Genomic DNA, 17912 nt, shown 5'->3' on the forward strand with positions numbered 1-17912 from the left:
AGGTTCGTTCATGACCGGCATCGCGCCAAGTACCAGTTTCGCCGCCCCTCGGGGCGGCTCTCAAACCGCTGTTTCCAGTGCCCCGGCTGCGGCCGTGTCCGGCCGAGATCCGCGGCTCGATTTCTATCGCGGACTGGCGATGTTCATCATTCTGGTCGCGCATATTCCCTATAACGCATGGGCGGGGTGGATTCCGGCGCGCTTTGGCTTTTCCGACGCAACCGAGATTTTCGTGTTTTGCTCGGGCATGGCCTCGGCCGTGGCCTTTGGCGGCGCCTTCCTGCGTCGGGGCTGGCTGATGGGCACAGCGCGGGTGATGTTTCGCTGCTGGCAAGTCTATTGGGCGCACATCTGCCTGTTCTTCTTTACGCTCACGGCGATGGCGGCGCTCGATCTCTATGGCGGGTTCGAAAAAAGCTATATCGACGATCTGAACCTGCGCTTCGTGATGGATGATCCGGCACCGCAGCTGGTAGGCATGTTCACGCTGACCTACGTGCCGAACTATTTCGATATCCTGCCGATGTATCTGGTGATCCTGGCGATGCTGCCGCTGGTAATGGGGCTGGCGCGCATCGGCACATGGGCGGTCGCGCTTTTTTGCATCGCCCTGTGGAGCGCGGCCAACATCGGATCAATCCACTTTCCGGCGGAACCCTGGTCGGCCCGCGAATGGTTCTTCAATCCCTTTGGCTGGCAACTGCTGTTCTTCACCGGCTTCGCATTCATGCGGGGCTGGATTCCGGCGCCGCCGGTGTCGAGCACACTGGTCTGGATTTGCGCTGGTGTCCTGATTCTATCGGCGCCGATCGGGTCGTGGAAGGTTTTTGAGTGGATCAATGCAGCTGCACCCGCGCTGGGTGACTCGCTGCGCGGCGTCTGGCGCGGCATCGACGCGCTCGACAAGGCGACCGGCTTTGCCCTGCGCGACAAGACCGATTTCAGCATCCTGCGCTATCTGCATTTCCTCGCGCTGGCCTATGTCGCATGGGTCGCGGCAGGGCCGGGCGGGGCGCATCTGCGCGCAGTGGCCTCTGGCGCGGCCGGTGAAGTCTGGCGCGGTCTGCTGGCGATTGTCACCAAGGTTGGTCAGCAATCTCTCGCCGTTTTCGTCGCCTCTATGGCGATTGCCCGCCTGCTCGGATTTGTCCTCGACCAGATTGGTCGTACAGGTGCGAGCTATGCGCTGGTTAACCTGATCGGCTTCGCCATCATCATTGCCGTGGCCTATGTGGCTGGCTGGTTCAAATCCCAACCGTGGAAGACCAAACGGACATGACACCGACACGACGTGCCTTCCTGACCGCAACAACTGCACTGGCGCTGGCCTGGGCTGGGCGGAGTTTTGCCTCGGATCAACCCGCTACGCCGTTTTCGCGCGACACCGTGATCGATATGGCGCGCGAACTCGCCAGCCGCGAATTCCGGCCGCGAGATCCGGTCCCGCAGGCGTGGCAGGATCTGACCTATGAACAGTATCGCGCGATATGGTTCCGCCCGACCGCCGCGCTCTGGGTCGAGAGCGACCGCCCCTATGCCGTTGATTTCTTTGCGCCGGGCCTTTATTTCAAACGTCCCGTGCGCATTGACGAAGTGGTTGATGGTCAAGCGCGCATTCTGCCTTTCCAGTTGGACGCCTTCGACCGCAGCGACCGCTTCCCCGACATTCCCGTTGGCGAAGACCTTGGCTTCTCCGGCTTCCGCCTGCGCACGGAAATGACGGAACCCGGCAAGAAGAACGAATTTTGCGTGTTTCAGGGCGCCAGCTATTTCCGCGCCATCGGTTACGGCCAGATCTACGGCCAATCGGCGCGCGGCCTTGCGATCAACACGGCCGAGCCCGAGGGCGAGGAATTTCCCGACTTCATCCATTTCTGGCTGGAAGCGCCTGCGCCGGGACAGCGCAACATGGTCGTGCATGCGCTGATGGACAGCCCCAGCCTGTCGGGCGCCTATCGGTTCGACATCCGGCCCGGCCCATCCTGCGTGATGGATGTTGAGGCCGTGATCTTTACCCGTGAACAGGTGAACAATATCGGCCTTGGCGCGTTGACCAGCATGTTCCTCTTCGATTCCGCTGATCGCACCCGCTTTGACGATTTCCGGCCCGCCGTGCATGACACGGATGGGCTGATGGTGTGGAATGGCGCGGGCGAGGCGCTGTGGCGCCCGCTGGCCAATCCGCGCCGGTTGCAGGTGTCGTCTTTTGTGGATCATATGCCGCGCGGCTTCGGCCTGATGCAGCGGGCGCGGGACCTGGCCGATTTCGACGATTTCGAGGCCAAGTACCACCGCCGCCCCGGCACATGGATCGAACCAAAGGGCGATTGGGGGCCGGGGTCGGTCACGCTGGTGGAAATCCCGGCGGACAAGGAAATATACGACAATATCGTGGCCTATTGGCGCCCGCGCGATGGTGTGCCAGCGGGCGAGCGAACGGAATTCGCCTATCGCCTGACGTGGGGCGAAGCGGCCCCCGTGGATACCGGCGTGGCGCGGGTCATGAACACCTCGACCGGGAAGGCACACGCGTGGTCGGAACATGAAAACGGCCGCATCGTCGCCATCGAATTCGAGGATCACCCCATGCTGGCCGACCCGCTGGACGATCTGACGCAGCGCGTCAGCTCGGGGCAGGCGGTGACGACCGACGGCGTGATCGAACGCAACCCCGAAACCGGCGCGGTGCGTCTGGTGTTCCAATTCGATCCGGGCGAGGCGCCCGAGGTCGAATTGCGCGCCCAGATCCGTCGCGGCGATAGCGCCGCAACAGAGGTCTGGCTGTACCGGTGGACCGCATGAGCGACCTGTCGATGATGCCGCCCGAGGCGCCACGCGCCATGCCGCAACAGGATTTCGCGCGCGCCTATCGCGATGCGCTGGCCCCGGCAGAACCGGCGGCGCAGGGCCTTGTGGGGCTATGGCGTGTCCTGGCATTCGTTCCCGCGCTGGGCATCACGGGCTGGCTCGCCTTCATCATGGTCGGCTGGTTTTCTGACGGCGGCATCAGCGTGGTCGAAGGCATCCTGCTGGCTCTGATCTGTTTCAACTTCTTCTGGATCGCCTTCACCGTCACCACTGTCCTGCTGGGCATGTGGTCTCTGTCACGGCAAGCGCCTCGTGTTCGGGGCAGCGCGGCGCGCCCGCTGGACGTGGCGCTGCTGATGCCGATCTACAACGAGGTGCCCTGGTACGTTCTGGGCAACGCCCGTTCGATGCTGGAAGAACTGCGCGCGCGCGGGGGCGGGCACCGCTTTGCCATGTTTATCCTGTCCGACACCCGCGACGATGCCATCGCGGCACAGGAACGCGCCAGCGTGCAGGCGCTGCGCGATGCGATGGGCCCCGAGTACGAACTGTATTACCGCCGCCGAGTGCAGAACACCGACCGAAAGGTGGGCAACATCCACGAATGGGTCACCCGCTGGGGCGGCGCGTGGGAGGCGATGCTGGTGCTGGACGCCGACAGCCTGATGACTGGTCGCGCCATCGTGCGGCTGGCCGATGCGCTGGCCCGCGATGACTCGGCCGGGTTGATCCAAAGTTTTCCGCAGCTGATCGGCGCGCAGACTGTCTTTGCCCGGATGCAGCAATTCGCAAATGGCGTCTACGGCGTGGCGCTGGCCGAAGGTTTGGCCCGCTGGTGCGGGCGCGAGGGGAACTATTGGGGCCACAATGCGATCATCCGCACCGCCGCCTTTGCCGCCTGCGCCGGGCTGCCGCATCTGCGCGATTTTCGTGGGCGCGAGCATCTGATCATGAGCCACGATTTCGTCGAGGCCGGGCTGCTGCGCCGCGCCGGCTGGGCCGTGCGGTTCCTGCCGCGCATCCGGGGCAGTTTCGAGGAAACCCCGCAGACGCTGATCGATCATATCCTGCGCGACCGGCGCTGGTGTCAGGGCAACCTGCAACACCTGTCGCTGCTGGGCACGCGCGGCCTGCGTGGCATTTCGCGGTTCCACATGTTCCACGGCGCCATCGGATACCTGCTGTCGCCGATGTGGTTTGCCCTGCTGGTGATGTGGGCGCTGATCGGGCAGGGCCGCGATGCCAGTGTTCTGACCTATTTCAGCCCCGACAACCCGCTGATGCCCACATGGCCCGTGCTGACCGAAGGGCGGCATGTTCTGATCATCGTGCTGATGTATGCGATGCTGCTGCTGCCCAAGCTGCTGGGCGTCGCCGCCCTGCCGATGACGGGGGCGAAGTTTTCCGAATTCGGCGGCAAGCGCCGGTTCGCCCGCGCCTTCCTGATTGAGGTGGTCCTGTCGATTGCCTATGCGCCCATCCTGATGGTGCAGCAGATGATCGCCGTGTTCCGCACGGTGACGGGGCTGCAAGGCGGCTGGTCACCGCAGGCGCGCTCTGGCGGGCAATACGGGCTGGGCACGCTGCTGAAATGCCACGCGCTGGAAACCGTCAGCGGCGTTGCGCTGCTCAGCGGCATGGCGGCGGGTCTGGTGTCGCTCTGGCTGCTGCCCATCGCGATCAGCCTTGCGCTGGCGGTGCCGCTGTCGGCGCTTTCGGGGCGCACTCTGGGTGGAGCGGCGCAGCGCCTGCTGGGCACGCGCGAAGATTACCGCGCTCCGCCGATCACGCTGGCCGCGCGCCATTATCGGAACGAGTTGAAGGCAATGCTGGAAGGCGCGGCGCCCATACGCACGGCGGCCGAATAGCTAGGGCCGGGGCAGCGCCTCGTACCAGTCCAGCATCATGTCGGACCAGCCGTCAGGAATGATATGACCGCCGGGAAACAGTGCAAATTCCAGCGCGCTGCCCGGGGCGCAGCCGGGCCAGCCTCGGCGCAGGAAATCCCCGGTCTGCCCAAGGGTTTGTGGCGCGTGGCTGTCACAGCCGTTGGTGTCGCGCCACAATTCCAGCCCGGCGAAAATGTCACCCTGAACAAACGCGCCACCACGCAGCGGACGGCCTTCAAGTGGCACTGTGCGATCCGTCCATCCATGGGTGTGGAACAGTCGAACCGGGGCGGCGCATTCCGTGGGTTGCGGGCGCCAGAACCCGCCTGCCACCGGCGCATAGGCCGAGAACAGGCCTGGCGTCTCGCACGCCAGATAGGTTGTCATGAAGCCGCCGGCGGAAAACCCCGCCAGCACCATGCGCGACCGGTCCAACCCGAACCGCGCCGCGGCATCGTCGGCGACAGCATTCAGAAACGCCGTTTCATCGCGCCCAAGCCATTGCCGCAGAAAGCCCCAGCTGGACCCTCCATTGCCGAAGCTGCGCCCGCCTGTGGGGGCAATTACCGCATATCCGCGCGCCAGAAGCGCGTCGATCACGCGTGCCCGGCCCATCATGCCCGCGCCGCTGCCCCCCGCGCCATGCAGCATGAAAACCGCAGGCCCATGCTCCACCCCGGGCACCCGGATGTGGTATTCGCCCGTGTCAATCTGGCAGGGGCCGGACGCCTCGGCACAATCGGCGCGCACCATTCCCGGGCAGGCCACGCTGGCCGCCGCTAAGGCGACCAGGCGCAAAAATTGCAAAGAGTAAGACATCACGCCGTTCCGCATGGGCAAACCCTGCGCCGCACCCGGGCGCAAAAGCAAGCCGTATCAATGGCCTTGGCACCTCACTTCCGCGTCAGCCCGTGCCTGCGACATTTTGTAAAATAGCGCCGGAACCGGCCCCCCTGTCGCCGACAGGTGGTGTCAAGGGTTTGACAGGGTAAAAAAATTCCTTACGCACTGTTAAGAGGTTCGACACATTCATCAAAACGGAGTGCCAGACTTGTCCCTGTTCCTGATCGCGGCCTTGCCGTTCCTGGGCGCGGTGTTTCCCGCTCTTCTGATCCGCGCGGGGCGCAATGCCTGTTCCTGGTCGGCGGGGCTGACCACGGCGCTGGCGCTGGTGGGGGTTCTGCTGCACGCGCCGGCCGTGATGCGGGGCGAGGTGATCCAGGCGCGGGCCGACTGGCTGCCCGGCCTTGGGCTGAACGCCAATTTCTTCATGGACGGGCTGGGGATGCTGTTTGCCATCCTGATCCTTGGGATTGGCCTGCTGATCATCATCTACGCGCGCAACTACCTGTCGCGCGAGGATCCGATGGGCAATTTCTATGCCTACCTGCTGTTGTTTCAGGGCGCGATGGTGGGGATTGTCCTCTCCGACAACATCCTGCTGCTGGTGATCTTCTGGGAATTGACCTCGCTATCTTCCTTCCTGCTGATCGGATACTGGCGGCACCTGCCCGAAGGCCGCCAAGGCGCGCGCATGGCGCTGGCGGTGACCGGGGCAGGGGGGCTGGCGCTGATTGGGGGCGTGCTGCTGCTGGGCCATATCGCGGGGAGCTATGACCTGACGGTGATCCTGCAACAGAAAGACGTGGTGCAAGAGTCGCCGCTGTACCTGACCGCGCTGATCCTGATCCTGCTGGGCTGTTTTACGAAATCCGCGCAATTCCCGTTCCATTTCTGGCTGCCCCACGCGATGGCGGCCCCAACGCCGGTGTCGGCCTACCTGCATTCGGCCACGATGGTGAAGGCCGGGCTGTTCCTGATGGCGCGGCTGTGGCCGGTGCTGGCAGGTACGCCCGAGTGGTTCTACATCGTTGCGACCGCCGGGTTGATCACAATGGTGCTTGGCGCGGTCATCGCGCTGTTCAAGGACGACCTGAAGGCGCTTCTGGCCTTTTCCACGGTCAGCCACCTAGGCCTGATCACGATGCTTCTGGGCTTTGGCACCACGGCGGCGGCCACGGCGGCGGTGTTCCACATCATCAACCACGCGACATTCAAGGCGGCGCTGTTCATGACCGCCGGCATCGTCGATCACGAGGCGCATACCCGCGACATCAAGCGCCTTGGCGGCTTGCGCAAGCTGATGCCGGTGACTTTCCTGCTGGCAACGCTGGCCGCGCTGTCGATGGCGGGCATTCCGCCGTTGAACGGCTTCCTGTCGAAGGAAATGATGCTTGAGGAAGCCTCGCACACCTATTGGCTCGACAATCACTGGCTGATCCCAGTGATGGTGACAATTGGCGCGCTGTTCTCGGCGGCCTATTCCTTCCGCTATGTGGTGCACACCTTCCTGGGACCGGTGCGCGACGACTACCCCCACCGCCCGCACGATCCGGGCGCGGGCATGTGGCTGTCGCCCGCGATCCTTGTGGCGCTGGTGGTGGCCATCGGTCTGTTCCCGCAGGCGATTGCCGGGCCGCTGGTGCATACGGTCGCTGATGCGGTGACGGGCCAGCAGCTGGACCATCACAAGCTGAAGCTGTGGCACGGCGTCACGCCGGCGCTGTACATGTCGGCGATCGCGGTGATCGGTGGGGCCATCCTGCTGGCAATGCATCGTCCGATGGATCGCGCCTGGATCGCGGCACCCCGCCCCGAGGCCAAAGCCATCTTCGACCGCTTGGTGGGCGCGCTGACCGCGTTGTGCCGGGGCGTGACCGACCGGCTGCACGACGGGGCGCTGGGCCGCTATGCCGCGATCTTCCTGGCGGTGATGCTGGTGCTGGGCGGCTATGCCTATGCCACGGGCACCACCATCGGCGCGACTCGCAGCGGGATGCCGGTGACTCTGCTGCCGCTGATCGGCTGGATCTGCCTCATCGGGTCCACCATCTGCGTGGTCTGGTTCCATCGCAACCGTCTGCTGACGCTGGTGCTGATCGGTGTTGTCGGGCTGGTGGTGTCGCTGTCGTTCAACTACTTCTCGGCGCCCGACCTTGCGCTGACCCAGCTGTCGGTCGAGGTGGTGACCATCATCTTGATGCTGCTGGCGCTGAACTTCATGCCGAAAACCACCCCGGCGGAAAGCTCGGGCGGGCGCAAGCTGCGCGACGCGGTTCTGTCGGTGGGCGGGGGGCTTGGCGTGGGCGGCCTGATCTATGCACTGCTGCGCGGCGACTCGGCCTTTCCCAGCATTTCGGCCTTTCACCTTGAGAATTCCTATAAGGGTGGCGGCGGTGACAACGTTGTGAACGTGATCCTCGTCGACTTCCGCGGCTTTGACACCTTCGGCGAGATCATCGTGCTGGGGATTGCCGCCGTGGTGATCTATGCCATCACCGAGGCCGTGATGCAGACCGGCGTACGCGCCAAGCTGCTGAACCGGGTGCCGGATCAGCCGGTGGCGGGCGACGCGCATCCGATGATGATGGTGGTGGTAACGCGGGTGATGATGCCCGTGGCGCTGATGGTGGCGGCCTATATCTTCTTCCGGGGCCACAACCAGCCGGGCGGCGGGTTCATCGCCGGCCTGATCGCCGCCATCGCGATCATCATGCAGTACATGGCTTCGGGCTATGGCTGGGCGACAGAACGCCAGCGCTATCCCTATCACGCGATCATCGGCTCGGGCGTTCTGGTGGCGGCGGCGACGGGCATGGGCGCATGGTTGAATGACCTGCCGTTCCTCACCAGCGCCTTTGGTTACATCTATCCGCCGGGTCTGGAAAAGTTCGAATGGGCCACTGCCGCGCTGTTCGATCTGGGCGTGTTCCTTGCCGTGGTGGGCGCGGTGCTTCTGGCGCTGGACAGCCTGTCGCGCTACGCGTGGAAACCCCATACCGACACGCCATACCCGATGGACATCAACCCTGCCCGAGACGAAGCTTTGGCCGAGGAGGGGCGGAAGGCATGAATATGGAACTGCTTGTCGCCTCGGCCATCGGGGTCCTGACCGCCGGAGGCATCTACCTGCTGCTGCGCCAGCGCACTTTCCCGGTGATCGTGGGGCTGTCGCTGCTGTCCTACGCGGTGAACATCTTTCTGTTCGCCACCGGGCGCCTGACCGTGGGCGCGCCGCCGGTGCTGCGGGACGGGGTCACCATCTATACCGACCCGCTGCCACAGGCGCTGGTGCTGACCGCCATCGTGATTTCCTTTGGCATGACGGCGGTGATCGTAATGATCGCCCTCAGCGCCTACCTCAGCGAAAATGACGACCGTATCGACATGACCGACCGCGTGGAAGACGACGCATGAGCCACTGGATCATCCTGCCCATCGTGCTGCCGGCGCTGCTGGCGCCCTTCATCCTGATGGTGATCCGGCACCACCTGGATCTGCAACGCATCTTTTCCGTCGCGGGCACCGTGCTGCTGGTGGCGATCACCGGCGGGCTGATGGCCCATGCCGCGACCGGTGAAATCACTGTTTACGAACTGGGCGACTGGCCCGCGCCCTTTGGCATCGTGCTGGTGCTGGACCGGCTCTCGGGGCTGATGATCGCCATGACGGCGGTGCTGGCGTTGATGGTGCTGATGTACGCGATCTGGTCGGGCTGGGACAATCGCGGCCGCCATTTCCATGCGCTGTTCCAGTTTCAGCTGATGGGCGTGCTGGGCGCTTTCCTGACAGGCGACGCCTTCAACCTCTTCGTGTTCTTCGAAGTTTTGCTGATCGCCTCTTACGGGCTGATGATTCACGGCGGCGGTGGGCGGCGCCTGCGCGCGGGCACGCAATACGTGGTCTACAACCTTGTCGGCTCGACCCTGTTCCTGTTCGCGCTGGGCACGATCTATGCCACCACCGGTACACTGAACATGGCCGACCTGGCAGTGAAGGCGGCCGAGATGCCCGCCGACCAGACCGCGCTGCTGCGGGTTGGCGCGGTGCTTCTGCTGCTGGTGTTCTGTGTCAAGGCGGCGGTGCTGCCGTTGCATTTCTGGCTGCCTGCCTCCTATGCCAATGCACCCGCCCCGGTGGCGGCGTTGTTCGCGATCATGACCAAGGTCGGCGCCTATTCGATCCTGCGGGTTTACACGCTGGTGTTCGGGCCCGATCTGGAGCTGACACAGGGGCTGATCGGCGAATGGCTGGTCATTGCCGCGCTGCTGACCGTGGTGGTCGGCATGGTCGGTATCCTCGGCTCGGCCTATATCGGGCGCATGGTGGCCTTTGCCACCATCGGATCGACCGGCACACTGTTGATCGCGATTTCGCTGTTCACGGGCGAGGCGACGGCGGCGGCGATCTACTACATGATCCATTCGACCTTTGCCGCCGCGATGATGTTCCTTGTGGCCGATCTGATCATCGAACGGCGCGGCGACACGATTTCGGCCCGCCCCCCGATGACTCATGGCGGCGTAATCTCGATTCTGTTCTTCATCGCCGCCATCGCCATGGCGGGGATGCCGCCGCTGTCGGGCTTTATCGGCAAGCTGCTGGTGCTGAACGCCAGCCGGGGCGCCGACCATGCGGTGGCGATCTGGGCGGTGATCCTGATCACCTCGCTTGTCGCGATCATCGGGCTGGCCCGCGCCGGCAGCCTTGTGTTCTGGAAGGCCCACGATACGGGCACCAAAGATCTGCCCTCGCCCGAGGGCACGCCGGACGAACCGCCCGAGGCCGACACGCCGTCGCCCGCGCGCCTGCCGATGGTGCCGGTCTTTGCGCTGGCCGGTATACTCGTGGCGCTGACCGTCTTTGCCGGGCCTGTGATGACCTATGCCGAGGCCGTGTCGGGCCAGTTGTACACGCCGTCCGATTATATCGACGCCGTCCTGAACAGGAGCCCTGAATGACCCTGTTTCGCCGCATCTTTCCGCATCCGCTGCTGACCGTGCTGCTGACACTGGTCTGGCTGATGCTGGTCAACCGCTTCTCTTGGAACTCGGTGATCTTCGGGTTCTTCCTTGGGCTGCTGATCCCCTTCGTGATCCGGCCGTATTGGCCGAACATGAGCCGGATGCGCCACCCCGGCAAGATTGCCGAATATGTCGCCGTCGTTCTTTATGATATCATCGTCGCCAATATCACCGTGGCGTGGCTGATCCTGTTCAAGCGCCGCGATCAGCTGCGGCAGGCGTGGATTTCCATCCCGCTGGAGTTGCGCACCCCCGAGGCGATCACCACGCTGGCGGCAACGATCACGCTGACGCCCGGCACCGTGTCCTGCGATATTTCGGACAAGGGGCACTACCTGCTGGTGCATTGCCTTCATGCCCCCGACCCGGACGCGGTGCGCGACGAAATCATCAACCGTTACGAACGCCGCCTGGTGGAGATTTTCGAATGATCGACTATGCGCTTTATTTCGCTTTCGCCTGCTTCGGGTCGGCCCTGCTGATGAACCTGTGGAAGATCGTGACCGCCCATGGCGTGGGCGATCGGGTTCTGGCGCTGGATACGATGGTGGTGAATTCCATCGCGATCCTTGTGCTGATGGGCATCTTTCAGGGCACCGAGGTGTTCTTTGAAGCGACCATGATCATCGCCATGCTTGGCTTTGTCTCGACCGTGGCCTTCGCGCGCTTCATGCTGCGCGGCAACATCATCGAATAGGGGTGGGGATGGAACAGATTTTCGATATCCTCGCGGCCATTTTCCTGGTCATCGGTGGCTTCTTCGGCTTCGTGGGGTCCTTCGGCCTGCTGAAACTGGGCGATCCCATGTCGCGCCTGCACGCGCCGACCAAGGCAACCACGCTGGGCGTGGGGGGCGTGCTGATCGCATCCCTGCTGCATTCCTTCGGGGCCGAGGGCTATGTCTCGGTGCACGAACTGCTGATCACGCTGTTCCTGTTCCTGACCGCGCCAATCACCGCGCTGTTCATCGCCAAGGCGCATATCCACCGCCACGGCGACGATTACGAGCTGCCCCCGACCGGCGGCGATGCCAGCTGGGCCGTGCTCAGCGACAGCGAGGAAGAGCCGGTCAAGACCGACTGATCACACGAACTTGCGGAAAATCCGGGTGGAATCGAAGATCGCTTCCAGCTGGTCCATTCGGTCGCGCGTCGCCTCCCACCGCAGGTCCTGCACGGCGGCAATCAGCGTTTCAGTCAGCAGCATCATCGATACGGTGCTGTCCCAGGCACTCGGCACCTCGATTCGGGCCTCGAAGGTATACCGCGCATGACGCGCGATGGGCGATTGCCACTGATCGGTCACCAGCACCGTCACCGCGCCACGCTCGGCTGCGATCTCGGCCAGCTTCAGCGTCGAATTCTCATAGCGACGGATGTCGTAGATCAGCACCACGTCATCTGGCTCCAGGTCCAGCAGCGCATGCGGCCAGGCGTTCGAGGTTGACCGGATGTGATGCACGCCCTTGCGCACCACCTGCATGTGCAGGTGCAGATATTCCGACAAGGCGTGGGTGATGCGCCCACCGGCAATGAACAGCGCGCGGTTTTCATCGGCCAGCAGGCGCGACACCGCGTCGAATTCATCCGGGTCCACATGGGCCAGCGTCTGGCGGATATTGCTCATCACCGCGTCGGTGAATCGATTCAGCAGATGTTCCTGCGGCGCCGATTGCGACCAGCGGTCGCGTTTCGCGATGGGGTTCGACACCTGCGCCTCAAGCTCGTCGCGCAGGGCGGCCTGGAACTCGGCAAAGCCGGAAAACCCCAGCTTTTGCACCATCCGCGCCACCGTGGGGGTAGAGACTCCGGCCTTTTCCGCCAGCCGCGTGATCGACCCAAGCCCCGACATCGGATAGTTTTCAAGGATCACATCGGCCAATTGGCGTTCGGCCCGGGTCAGGCTGTCGCTGATCTGTCTCACCCGTTGCTGTGCGGTGTCGCTCACGTGGCGCTGCCTCCGATGCTGCCGGTATTGTAAGCATAGTTTCAGGCCGTCCCGAAAAGAAGAAAAACTTTCAGAATTCCGGTTGACAGTCCGCCCCCCGATCAAGAAACCTGACCGCGACTGGGGGACGCATGACACTACGCCTGACAAGCACACGCGCCGCGATCAGCGAAGGCCCGATGACCAAGGGGCCGCTGCTGCTGATCTGCGAACATGCCTCTTGCGCGTTTCCGCCGGAATTCGGGGATCTTGGGCTGGCCGAGGACGTGCGCCGTAGCCATGTCGCCTGGGATCCGGGCGCGCTGGCGCTGACGCGCTACCTGGGCGACGCGCTTGGCGCGCCGCTGGTGGCGGGCAACGTCTCGCGGCTGCTGTATGATTGCAACCGCCCGCCCGAGGCGCCCGACGCCACGCCCGCCAAAAGCGAAGTCTTTGATATTCCCGGCAACACTGGGCTGGACGCCGCCGCGCGCAAGGACCGCGCCGACGCGATCTATCACCCGTTCAGCGCCGTCGTTGAAAGCGCCATTGCGCAGGTCAACCCCGCCGCCATCGTCACGATCCACAGCTTTACGCCCATCTACTTTGGCGCCCCGCGCGCGGTGGAAATCGGCGTGCTGCACGACGCCGACACGCGGCTGGCCGATGCGCTGCTGGCGGCGCTGCCGGGCACCCCGCCGCAGGTCGACCGCAATCAGCCCTACGGCCCGGAACACGGCGTGACCCATACGCTGAAGCGCCACGCGCTCCCCGACAACCGCCTGAACGTGATGCTCGAGGTGCGCAACGATCTGATCGCCGATGACGCAAGCGTGGCGCGGATTGGCGCGCTGCTGGCCCCGGCGCTGAAGGCGGCGTTGGCACAGGCTGGGCAGGGGGCGGCGCAATGACCGCGCTGATGGGAGCCTACGTCCGCGGCGTCGACGGCTTCAACCGCCGCATCGGGCGCTTCGTGATGTATGGCATCTTCGTCATGATGGCGATCCTGCTGTGGTCGTCGATTTCCAAGACCTTCTTCAACCCCTCGATGTGGACGCTGGAAATGGCGCAATTCGCCATGGTGGCCTATTACATTCTGGGCGGGCCCTATTCGATCCAGCTGGGCGCCAACGTGCGGATGGACCTGTTCTATGGCGATTGGTCGGTCGAGAAAAAGGCCTGGGTCGATGCCTTCACCGTGTTCTTCCTGCTGTTCTACCTTGTCATCCTGTTTCACGGAGCCATCGTTTCGACCGCCTATGGGCTGGGCTATTTCGGCGATGCGCCCTATGGCTATTTCGGCGGGCTGATCTGGGCCTTTGTCACCGGCGGCCCCGACGCGGCAGGCGAGGTGCTGGGCCATATGGAGCGCAGCCCGACCGCATGGCGCCCCTACCTCTGGCCGATCAAGATCATCATGATCTTCGGCTTCTTCCTGATGCTGTTGCAGGCGATTTCCGAGCTGCTGAAAGACATCGCAACCTTGCGCGGGGTCACGCTCTGATGTCGTATGAGATGATCGCCATCCTCATGTTCTCGACCATGATGCTGATGCTGTTCACCGGCCAGCGCGTGTTCGGGGCGATCGGATTCGTCGGGGTGATCTCGGCCGTGCTGCTGTGGGGGCCGGGAGGGTCCGATATCGGGTTTTCCGCCGCGATGAAGCTGATGAAATGGTATCCGCTGCTGACGCTGCCGATGTTCATTTTCATGGGCTATGTGCTGTCGGAATCCAAGATCGCCGATGACCTTTACAAGATGTTCCACGTCTGGATGGGGCCGGTGCGCGGCGGGCTGGCGATTGGCACGATCCTTCTGATGGTGCTGATTTCCGCGATGAACGGGCTGTCGGTCGCGGGCATGGCGATTGGCGCCACCATCGCGCTGCCCGAGCTGCTGAAACGCGGCTATGACAAGCAGATGGTCACCGGCGTGATTCAGGCCGGGTCGAGCCTTGGCATCCTTGTGCCGCCCTCGGTCGTGCTGGTGCTGTACGCGATGATCGCGCGTCAGCCGGTCGGGCAGCTGTGGCTGGCCGGGGTATTCCCGGGCCTGATGATGGCCGCGATGTTCATCGCCTACGTCGTGATCCGCTGCCGTATCCAGCCCGAACTTGGCCCTGTGCTGCCGCCCGAGGATCGCGACATCCCCCGCGCCGAAAAGCTGCGCCTGTTGCGCGCGGGTGTTCTGCCGCTGGTGATCTTTGCGGTGATGATGGTGCCCTTCATCAACGGCTGGACCTCGCTTGTCGAAAGCTCGGCCGTGGGCGCTCTGGCGGCCTTCCTGGCGGCCGTGCTGAAAGGGCGGATGACGCGCGAGGTGTTCGAAAACTCGGTCCGCAACACGCTGGGTATTTCCTGCATGTTCATGTGGATCATCCTGGCCGCGTTGGGCTTTGGCGCGGTGTTCGACGGGCTTGGCGCCGTGCGCGCGATTGAAAGCCTCTTCACCGATCAGCTGGGCCTGAGCCCCTGGATGATCCTGATCCTGATGCAGTTGTCCTTCATCGTGATGGGCACCTTCCTGGACGATACCGCCATGCTGGTGATCGTCGCGCCGCTGTACGTGCCGCTGGTCGATGCGCTGGGGTTCGACCTGATCTGGTACGGGGTGCTGTATACGATCACCACCCAGATCGCCTATATGACCCCGCCCTTCGGCTATAACCTGTTCCTGATGCGCGCCATGGCCCCGGCGGAAATCGGGCTGCGCGACATCTATCGCTCGATCGTTCCCTTTGTCATGGTGATGATCGTGGCGCTGACGATCGTGATGGCGTTTCCGCAGATCGCGCTTTGGCTGCCTGAATATGTTTACGGCAAATAACCCGCAAGAACTCTGACCCGCAGAGCAAGACCGACACAACAAGGAGAGACGAGATGACGACACGACGCAAGTTTCTGACCGGGGCGGCCGCCGCTGCCCCCGCCGCGCTGGCGACGCCTGCGCTGGCCCAATCCACCATCAAATGGCGGATGCAGACCTATGCGGGCCCGGCGCTGGCCGAGCACGTGATCGACCCGGCCATCAAGATGTTCAACACCATCGCCGGCGACCGGATGCAGATCGAACTGTTCTATGCCGATCAGCTGGTCCCGACCGGAGAGCTGTTCCGCGCCATGCAGCGCGGCACCATCGACGCGGTGCAGTCAGACGACGATTCGATGGCCTCGCCGACCGAAGTGACGGTGTTCGGCGGCTACTTCCCATTCGCCTCGCGCTATTCGCTGGATGTGCCGGTGCTGTTCAACCAGTACGGGTTGAACGAAATCTGGGACGAGGAATATTCCAAGGTTGGCGTGAAGCACATCAGCGCAGGCAGCTGGGACCCGTGCCATTTCGCCACCAAGGACCCGATCCGCAGCCTGAAGGACCTTGAAGGCAAGCGCGTTTTCACCTTCCCGACGGCGGGCCGCTTCCTGGCGCAGTTCGGCGTGGTGCCGGTGACACTGCCGTGGGAAGACATCGAAGTCGCGGTGCAGACCGGCGAGTTGGACGGCATCGCGTGGTCGGGCATCACCGAGGATTACACCGTCGGCTGGGCGGATGTGACGAACTACTTCCTGACCAACAACATTTCGGGCGCCTGGGCCGGCAGCTTCTTTGCCAACATGGACCGTTGGAACGAGTTGCCGGAAGACCTGCAAACCCTGTTCCGGGTCTGCTGTGACCAGTCTCATTACTATCGCCAGTGGTGGTACTGGGGCGGCGAGGCCTCGCTGCGGGTCGATGGCACCAAGATGGAGCTGACCACGATCCCCGATGCCGAATGGCAGACGGTCGAAGATGCGGCGGTGAAGTTCTGGGATGAAATCGCCGCCGAAAGCGAAACCAAGGCCCGGGTCGTGGAAATCTTCCGCAAATACAACTCGGATATGGCCAAGGCCGGGCGCCCCTACCGCTACGGCTAAGCCCTGCAGGCCGGGCAGACCCCGGGCCCGATGCACCATACCGCCGCTTCCTGCCGGGGCAGGGGCGGCCCCACCCGGGCCACACGCGGCCCGGGGCCACCCCCCGGCTCGGAGAGATTTATGCCCGGAAACCTTACACTTGACGCGCTGCGCACCCTGACCGAAACGGGCGAGATCGACACCGTTCTTGTCTGCGCCATCGACATGCAGGGCCGGTTGATGGGCAAACGCTTTCACGCCGCGCATTTCTGCGAAAGCGCGTGGAAGGAAACCCATTGCTGCAATTATCTGCTGGCGACCGACCTGGAGATGTGGACAGTGGACGGCTATGAATCGACCAGCTGGGAACGCGGCTACGGCGATTACACGCTGCGCCCCGACCTGGACACGCTGCGCCGCGCCGCATGGCTGGAAGGCACCGCGCTGGTGCTGTCGGACATCCTTGACCACCACGGGCACGCGCCGGTTGAACATTCGCCGCGTGCGCTGCTGAAGGCGCAGATCGCCCGCCTGGCCGAAATGGGCTATACCGCGACCACGGCGACCGAGCTTGAATTCTTTCTGTTCGAGCAGAGCTTTGACGCGCTGCGCAAGGATGGCTATCGCACGCTCGAGCCGATTTCCGGCTACAACGAGGATTACGCGATCTTCCAGACCACCAAGGAAGAAAAGATCATGCGCACCCTGCGCAACGGCTTGTACAAATCCGGCATTCCTGTGGAAAGTTCCAAGGGTGAGGCCGAGGCTGGCCAGGAAGAATTCAACATTCGCTATGCCGAGGCGATGGACACGGCAGACCACCACACGATTTCCAAACACGCCGCGAAAGAGGTCGGCTGGCAGCAAGGTCACGCCGTCAGCTTCCTGCCGAAATGGGCCCCTGACCGGGTTGGCTCGGCGGCGCATATCCATGTGTCGCTGCGCAACAAGGATGGCGATCCGGTGTTTCACGACCCAAAGGCCGAGCTGGGTATGTCCGAGCTGGCGCGCCATTTTCTGGGCGGTCTGCTGACCTATGCCGATGATATCACGTATTTCTTCGCGCCCTACGTGAACAGCTACAAGCGGTTCCAGAAAGGCAGCTTTGCCCCCACGCGCAAGGTCTGGTCGGTCGACAACCGCACCGCCGCCTTCCGTCTGTGCGGCGACAGTTCGCCCGCCGTGCGGGTTGAGTGCCGCGTGCCCGGCGCCGACATGAACCCCTACCTGGCCATGGCCGCGCTTTTTGCCGCGGGGATCAAGGGGATCGAGGAAAAACTTGATCCGGGCAAGCCGTCGGACGGCGACGCCTATGAGGGCACGAAGAAGGAAATCCCGACCACGCTGATGTCGGCCACGCTGGCGATGGCACAGTCGGAGATGCTGAAAGCGGCCTTTGGCGAGGCTGTCGTGCGCCACTATACCCGCGCCGCCGAGTGGGAGCAGGAGGCGTTCAACGCCGCCGTCACCGACTGGGAAATCAAGCGGGGGTTCGAGCGCGCCTGACGCGCCCGACCCCTGTGGATAATCGTGTG

The 17912-nt window shown here is 63.7% G+C and carries 16 protein-coding genes; 14 read left to right on the top strand and 2 right to left on the bottom strand.

Features of this window, described 5'->3' with window-relative positions:
* The first annotated feature begins 10 nt into the window (after positions 1-10).
* The 3 genes from FGK64_RS08930 to mdoH are packed head-to-tail and all read left to right on the top strand — an operon-like array spanning position 11 to position 4676.
* On the top strand, positions 11-1279 hold the full coding sequence (locus FGK64_RS08930; RefSeq protein WP_138863468.1) for an OpgC family protein: 1269 nt from the start codon (positions 11-13) through the stop codon (positions 1277-1279).
* On the top strand, positions 1276-2802 hold the full coding sequence (locus FGK64_RS08935; RefSeq protein WP_138863469.1) for an OpgD/OpgG family glucan biosynthesis protein: 1527 nt from the start codon (positions 1276-1278) through the stop codon (positions 2800-2802). The genes FGK64_RS08930 and FGK64_RS08935 overlap by 4 nt, the downstream gene beginning before the upstream one ends.
* Positions 2799-4676 carry a glucans biosynthesis glucosyltransferase MdoH gene (mdoH, locus tag FGK64_RS08940; protein ID WP_138863470.1) on the top strand — a complete coding sequence of 626 codons (1878 nt, stop codon included), beginning with the start codon at positions 2799-2801 and terminating at the stop codon, positions 4674-4676. Before FGK64_RS08935 ends, mdoH begins: the two co-directional genes overlap by 4 nt.
* On the opposite strand, the gene FGK64_RS08945 is transcribed toward mdoH, so the two are convergent.
* Entirely contained in the window at positions 4677-5516 is an 840-nt protein-coding gene (locus tag FGK64_RS08945; RefSeq protein ID WP_138863471.1) for a CE1 family esterase, read from the bottom strand.
* 232 nt (positions 5517-5748) lie between these two features.
* Here FGK64_RS08945 and FGK64_RS08950 point away from each other — a divergent pair, with 232 nt between their 5' ends.
* From FGK64_RS08950 to FGK64_RS08975, 6 genes are read left to right on the top strand one after another with little or no spacing between them, the layout of a single operon-like run.
* Positions 5749-8610 (top strand): monovalent cation/H+ antiporter subunit A, encoded by a 2862-nt coding sequence (locus tag FGK64_RS08950; protein WP_138863472.1) that lies wholly within the window; start codon positions 5749-5751, stop codon positions 8608-8610.
* 2 nt (positions 8611-8612) lie between these two features.
* A complete protein-coding gene (locus FGK64_RS08955) occupies positions 8613-8954 on the top strand; it encodes a Na+/H+ antiporter subunit C (RefSeq protein WP_138864267.1) in 342 nt (113 codons plus the stop codon).
* Positions 8951-10498, top strand: coding sequence for a monovalent cation/H+ antiporter subunit D (locus FGK64_RS08960; protein WP_138863473.1), 1548 nt, complete (start codon positions 8951-8953; stop codon positions 10496-10498). The genes FGK64_RS08955 and FGK64_RS08960 overlap by 4 nt, the downstream gene beginning before the upstream one ends.
* Positions 10495-10992 carry a Na+/H+ antiporter subunit E gene (locus tag FGK64_RS08965; protein WP_138863474.1) on the top strand — a complete coding sequence of 166 codons (498 nt, stop codon included), beginning with the start codon at positions 10495-10497 and terminating at the stop codon, positions 10990-10992. The genes FGK64_RS08960 and FGK64_RS08965 overlap by 4 nt, the downstream gene beginning before the upstream one ends.
* Positions 10989-11258, top strand: a complete 270-nt coding sequence (locus FGK64_RS08970) for a K+/H+ antiporter subunit F (RefSeq protein ID WP_138863475.1) — start codon at positions 10989-10991, stop codon at positions 11256-11258. Before FGK64_RS08965 ends, FGK64_RS08970 begins: the two co-directional genes overlap by 4 nt.
* Positions 11259-11266: 8 nt before the next feature.
* A complete protein-coding gene (locus FGK64_RS08975) occupies positions 11267-11644 on the top strand; it encodes a Na+/H+ antiporter subunit G (RefSeq protein ID WP_138863476.1) in 378 nt (125 codons plus the stop codon).
* On the opposite strand, the gene FGK64_RS08980 is transcribed toward FGK64_RS08975, so the two are convergent.
* A complete protein-coding gene (locus tag FGK64_RS08980; protein ID WP_246057715.1) occupies positions 11645-12508 on the bottom strand; it encodes a MurR/RpiR family transcriptional regulator in 864 nt (287 codons plus the stop codon).
* Between the two features lie 131 nt (positions 12509-12639).
* Between FGK64_RS08980 and FGK64_RS08985 the strand changes: the two genes are divergently transcribed.
* From FGK64_RS08985 to FGK64_RS09005, 5 genes are all read left to right on the top strand, one after another.
* A complete protein-coding gene (locus FGK64_RS08985; RefSeq protein ID WP_210236555.1) occupies positions 12640-13398 on the top strand; it encodes an N-formylglutamate amidohydrolase in 759 nt (252 codons plus the stop codon).
* Positions 13395-13991 (top strand): TRAP transporter small permease subunit, encoded by a 597-nt coding sequence (locus tag FGK64_RS08990; protein ID WP_138863477.1) that lies wholly within the window; start codon positions 13395-13397, stop codon positions 13989-13991. The genes FGK64_RS08985 and FGK64_RS08990 overlap by 4 nt, the downstream gene beginning before the upstream one ends.
* A complete protein-coding gene (locus tag FGK64_RS08995) occupies positions 13991-15313 on the top strand; it encodes a TRAP transporter large permease (RefSeq protein ID WP_138863478.1) in 1323 nt (440 codons plus the stop codon). The genes FGK64_RS08990 and FGK64_RS08995 overlap by 1 nt, the downstream gene beginning before the upstream one ends.
* Positions 15314-15366: 53 nt before the next feature.
* The gene (locus FGK64_RS09000; protein WP_138863479.1) at positions 15367-16398 is read left to right on the top strand and encodes a TRAP transporter substrate-binding protein; all 1032 of its coding nucleotides are present in this window, start codon (positions 15367-15369) and stop codon (positions 16396-16398) included.
* A gap of 120 nt (positions 16399-16518) precedes the next feature.
* Complete coding sequence (locus FGK64_RS09005; protein WP_138863480.1) at positions 16519-17883, top strand: glutamine synthetase family protein; 1365 nt, start codon at positions 16519-16521, stop codon at positions 17881-17883.
* Positions 17884-17912 lie beyond the last annotated feature (29 nt).

It is taken from the genome of Arenibacterium halophilum (assembly GCF_005938225.1).
GTDB lineage: Bacteria > Pseudomonadota > Alphaproteobacteria > Rhodobacterales > Rhodobacteraceae > Arenibacterium > Arenibacterium halophilum.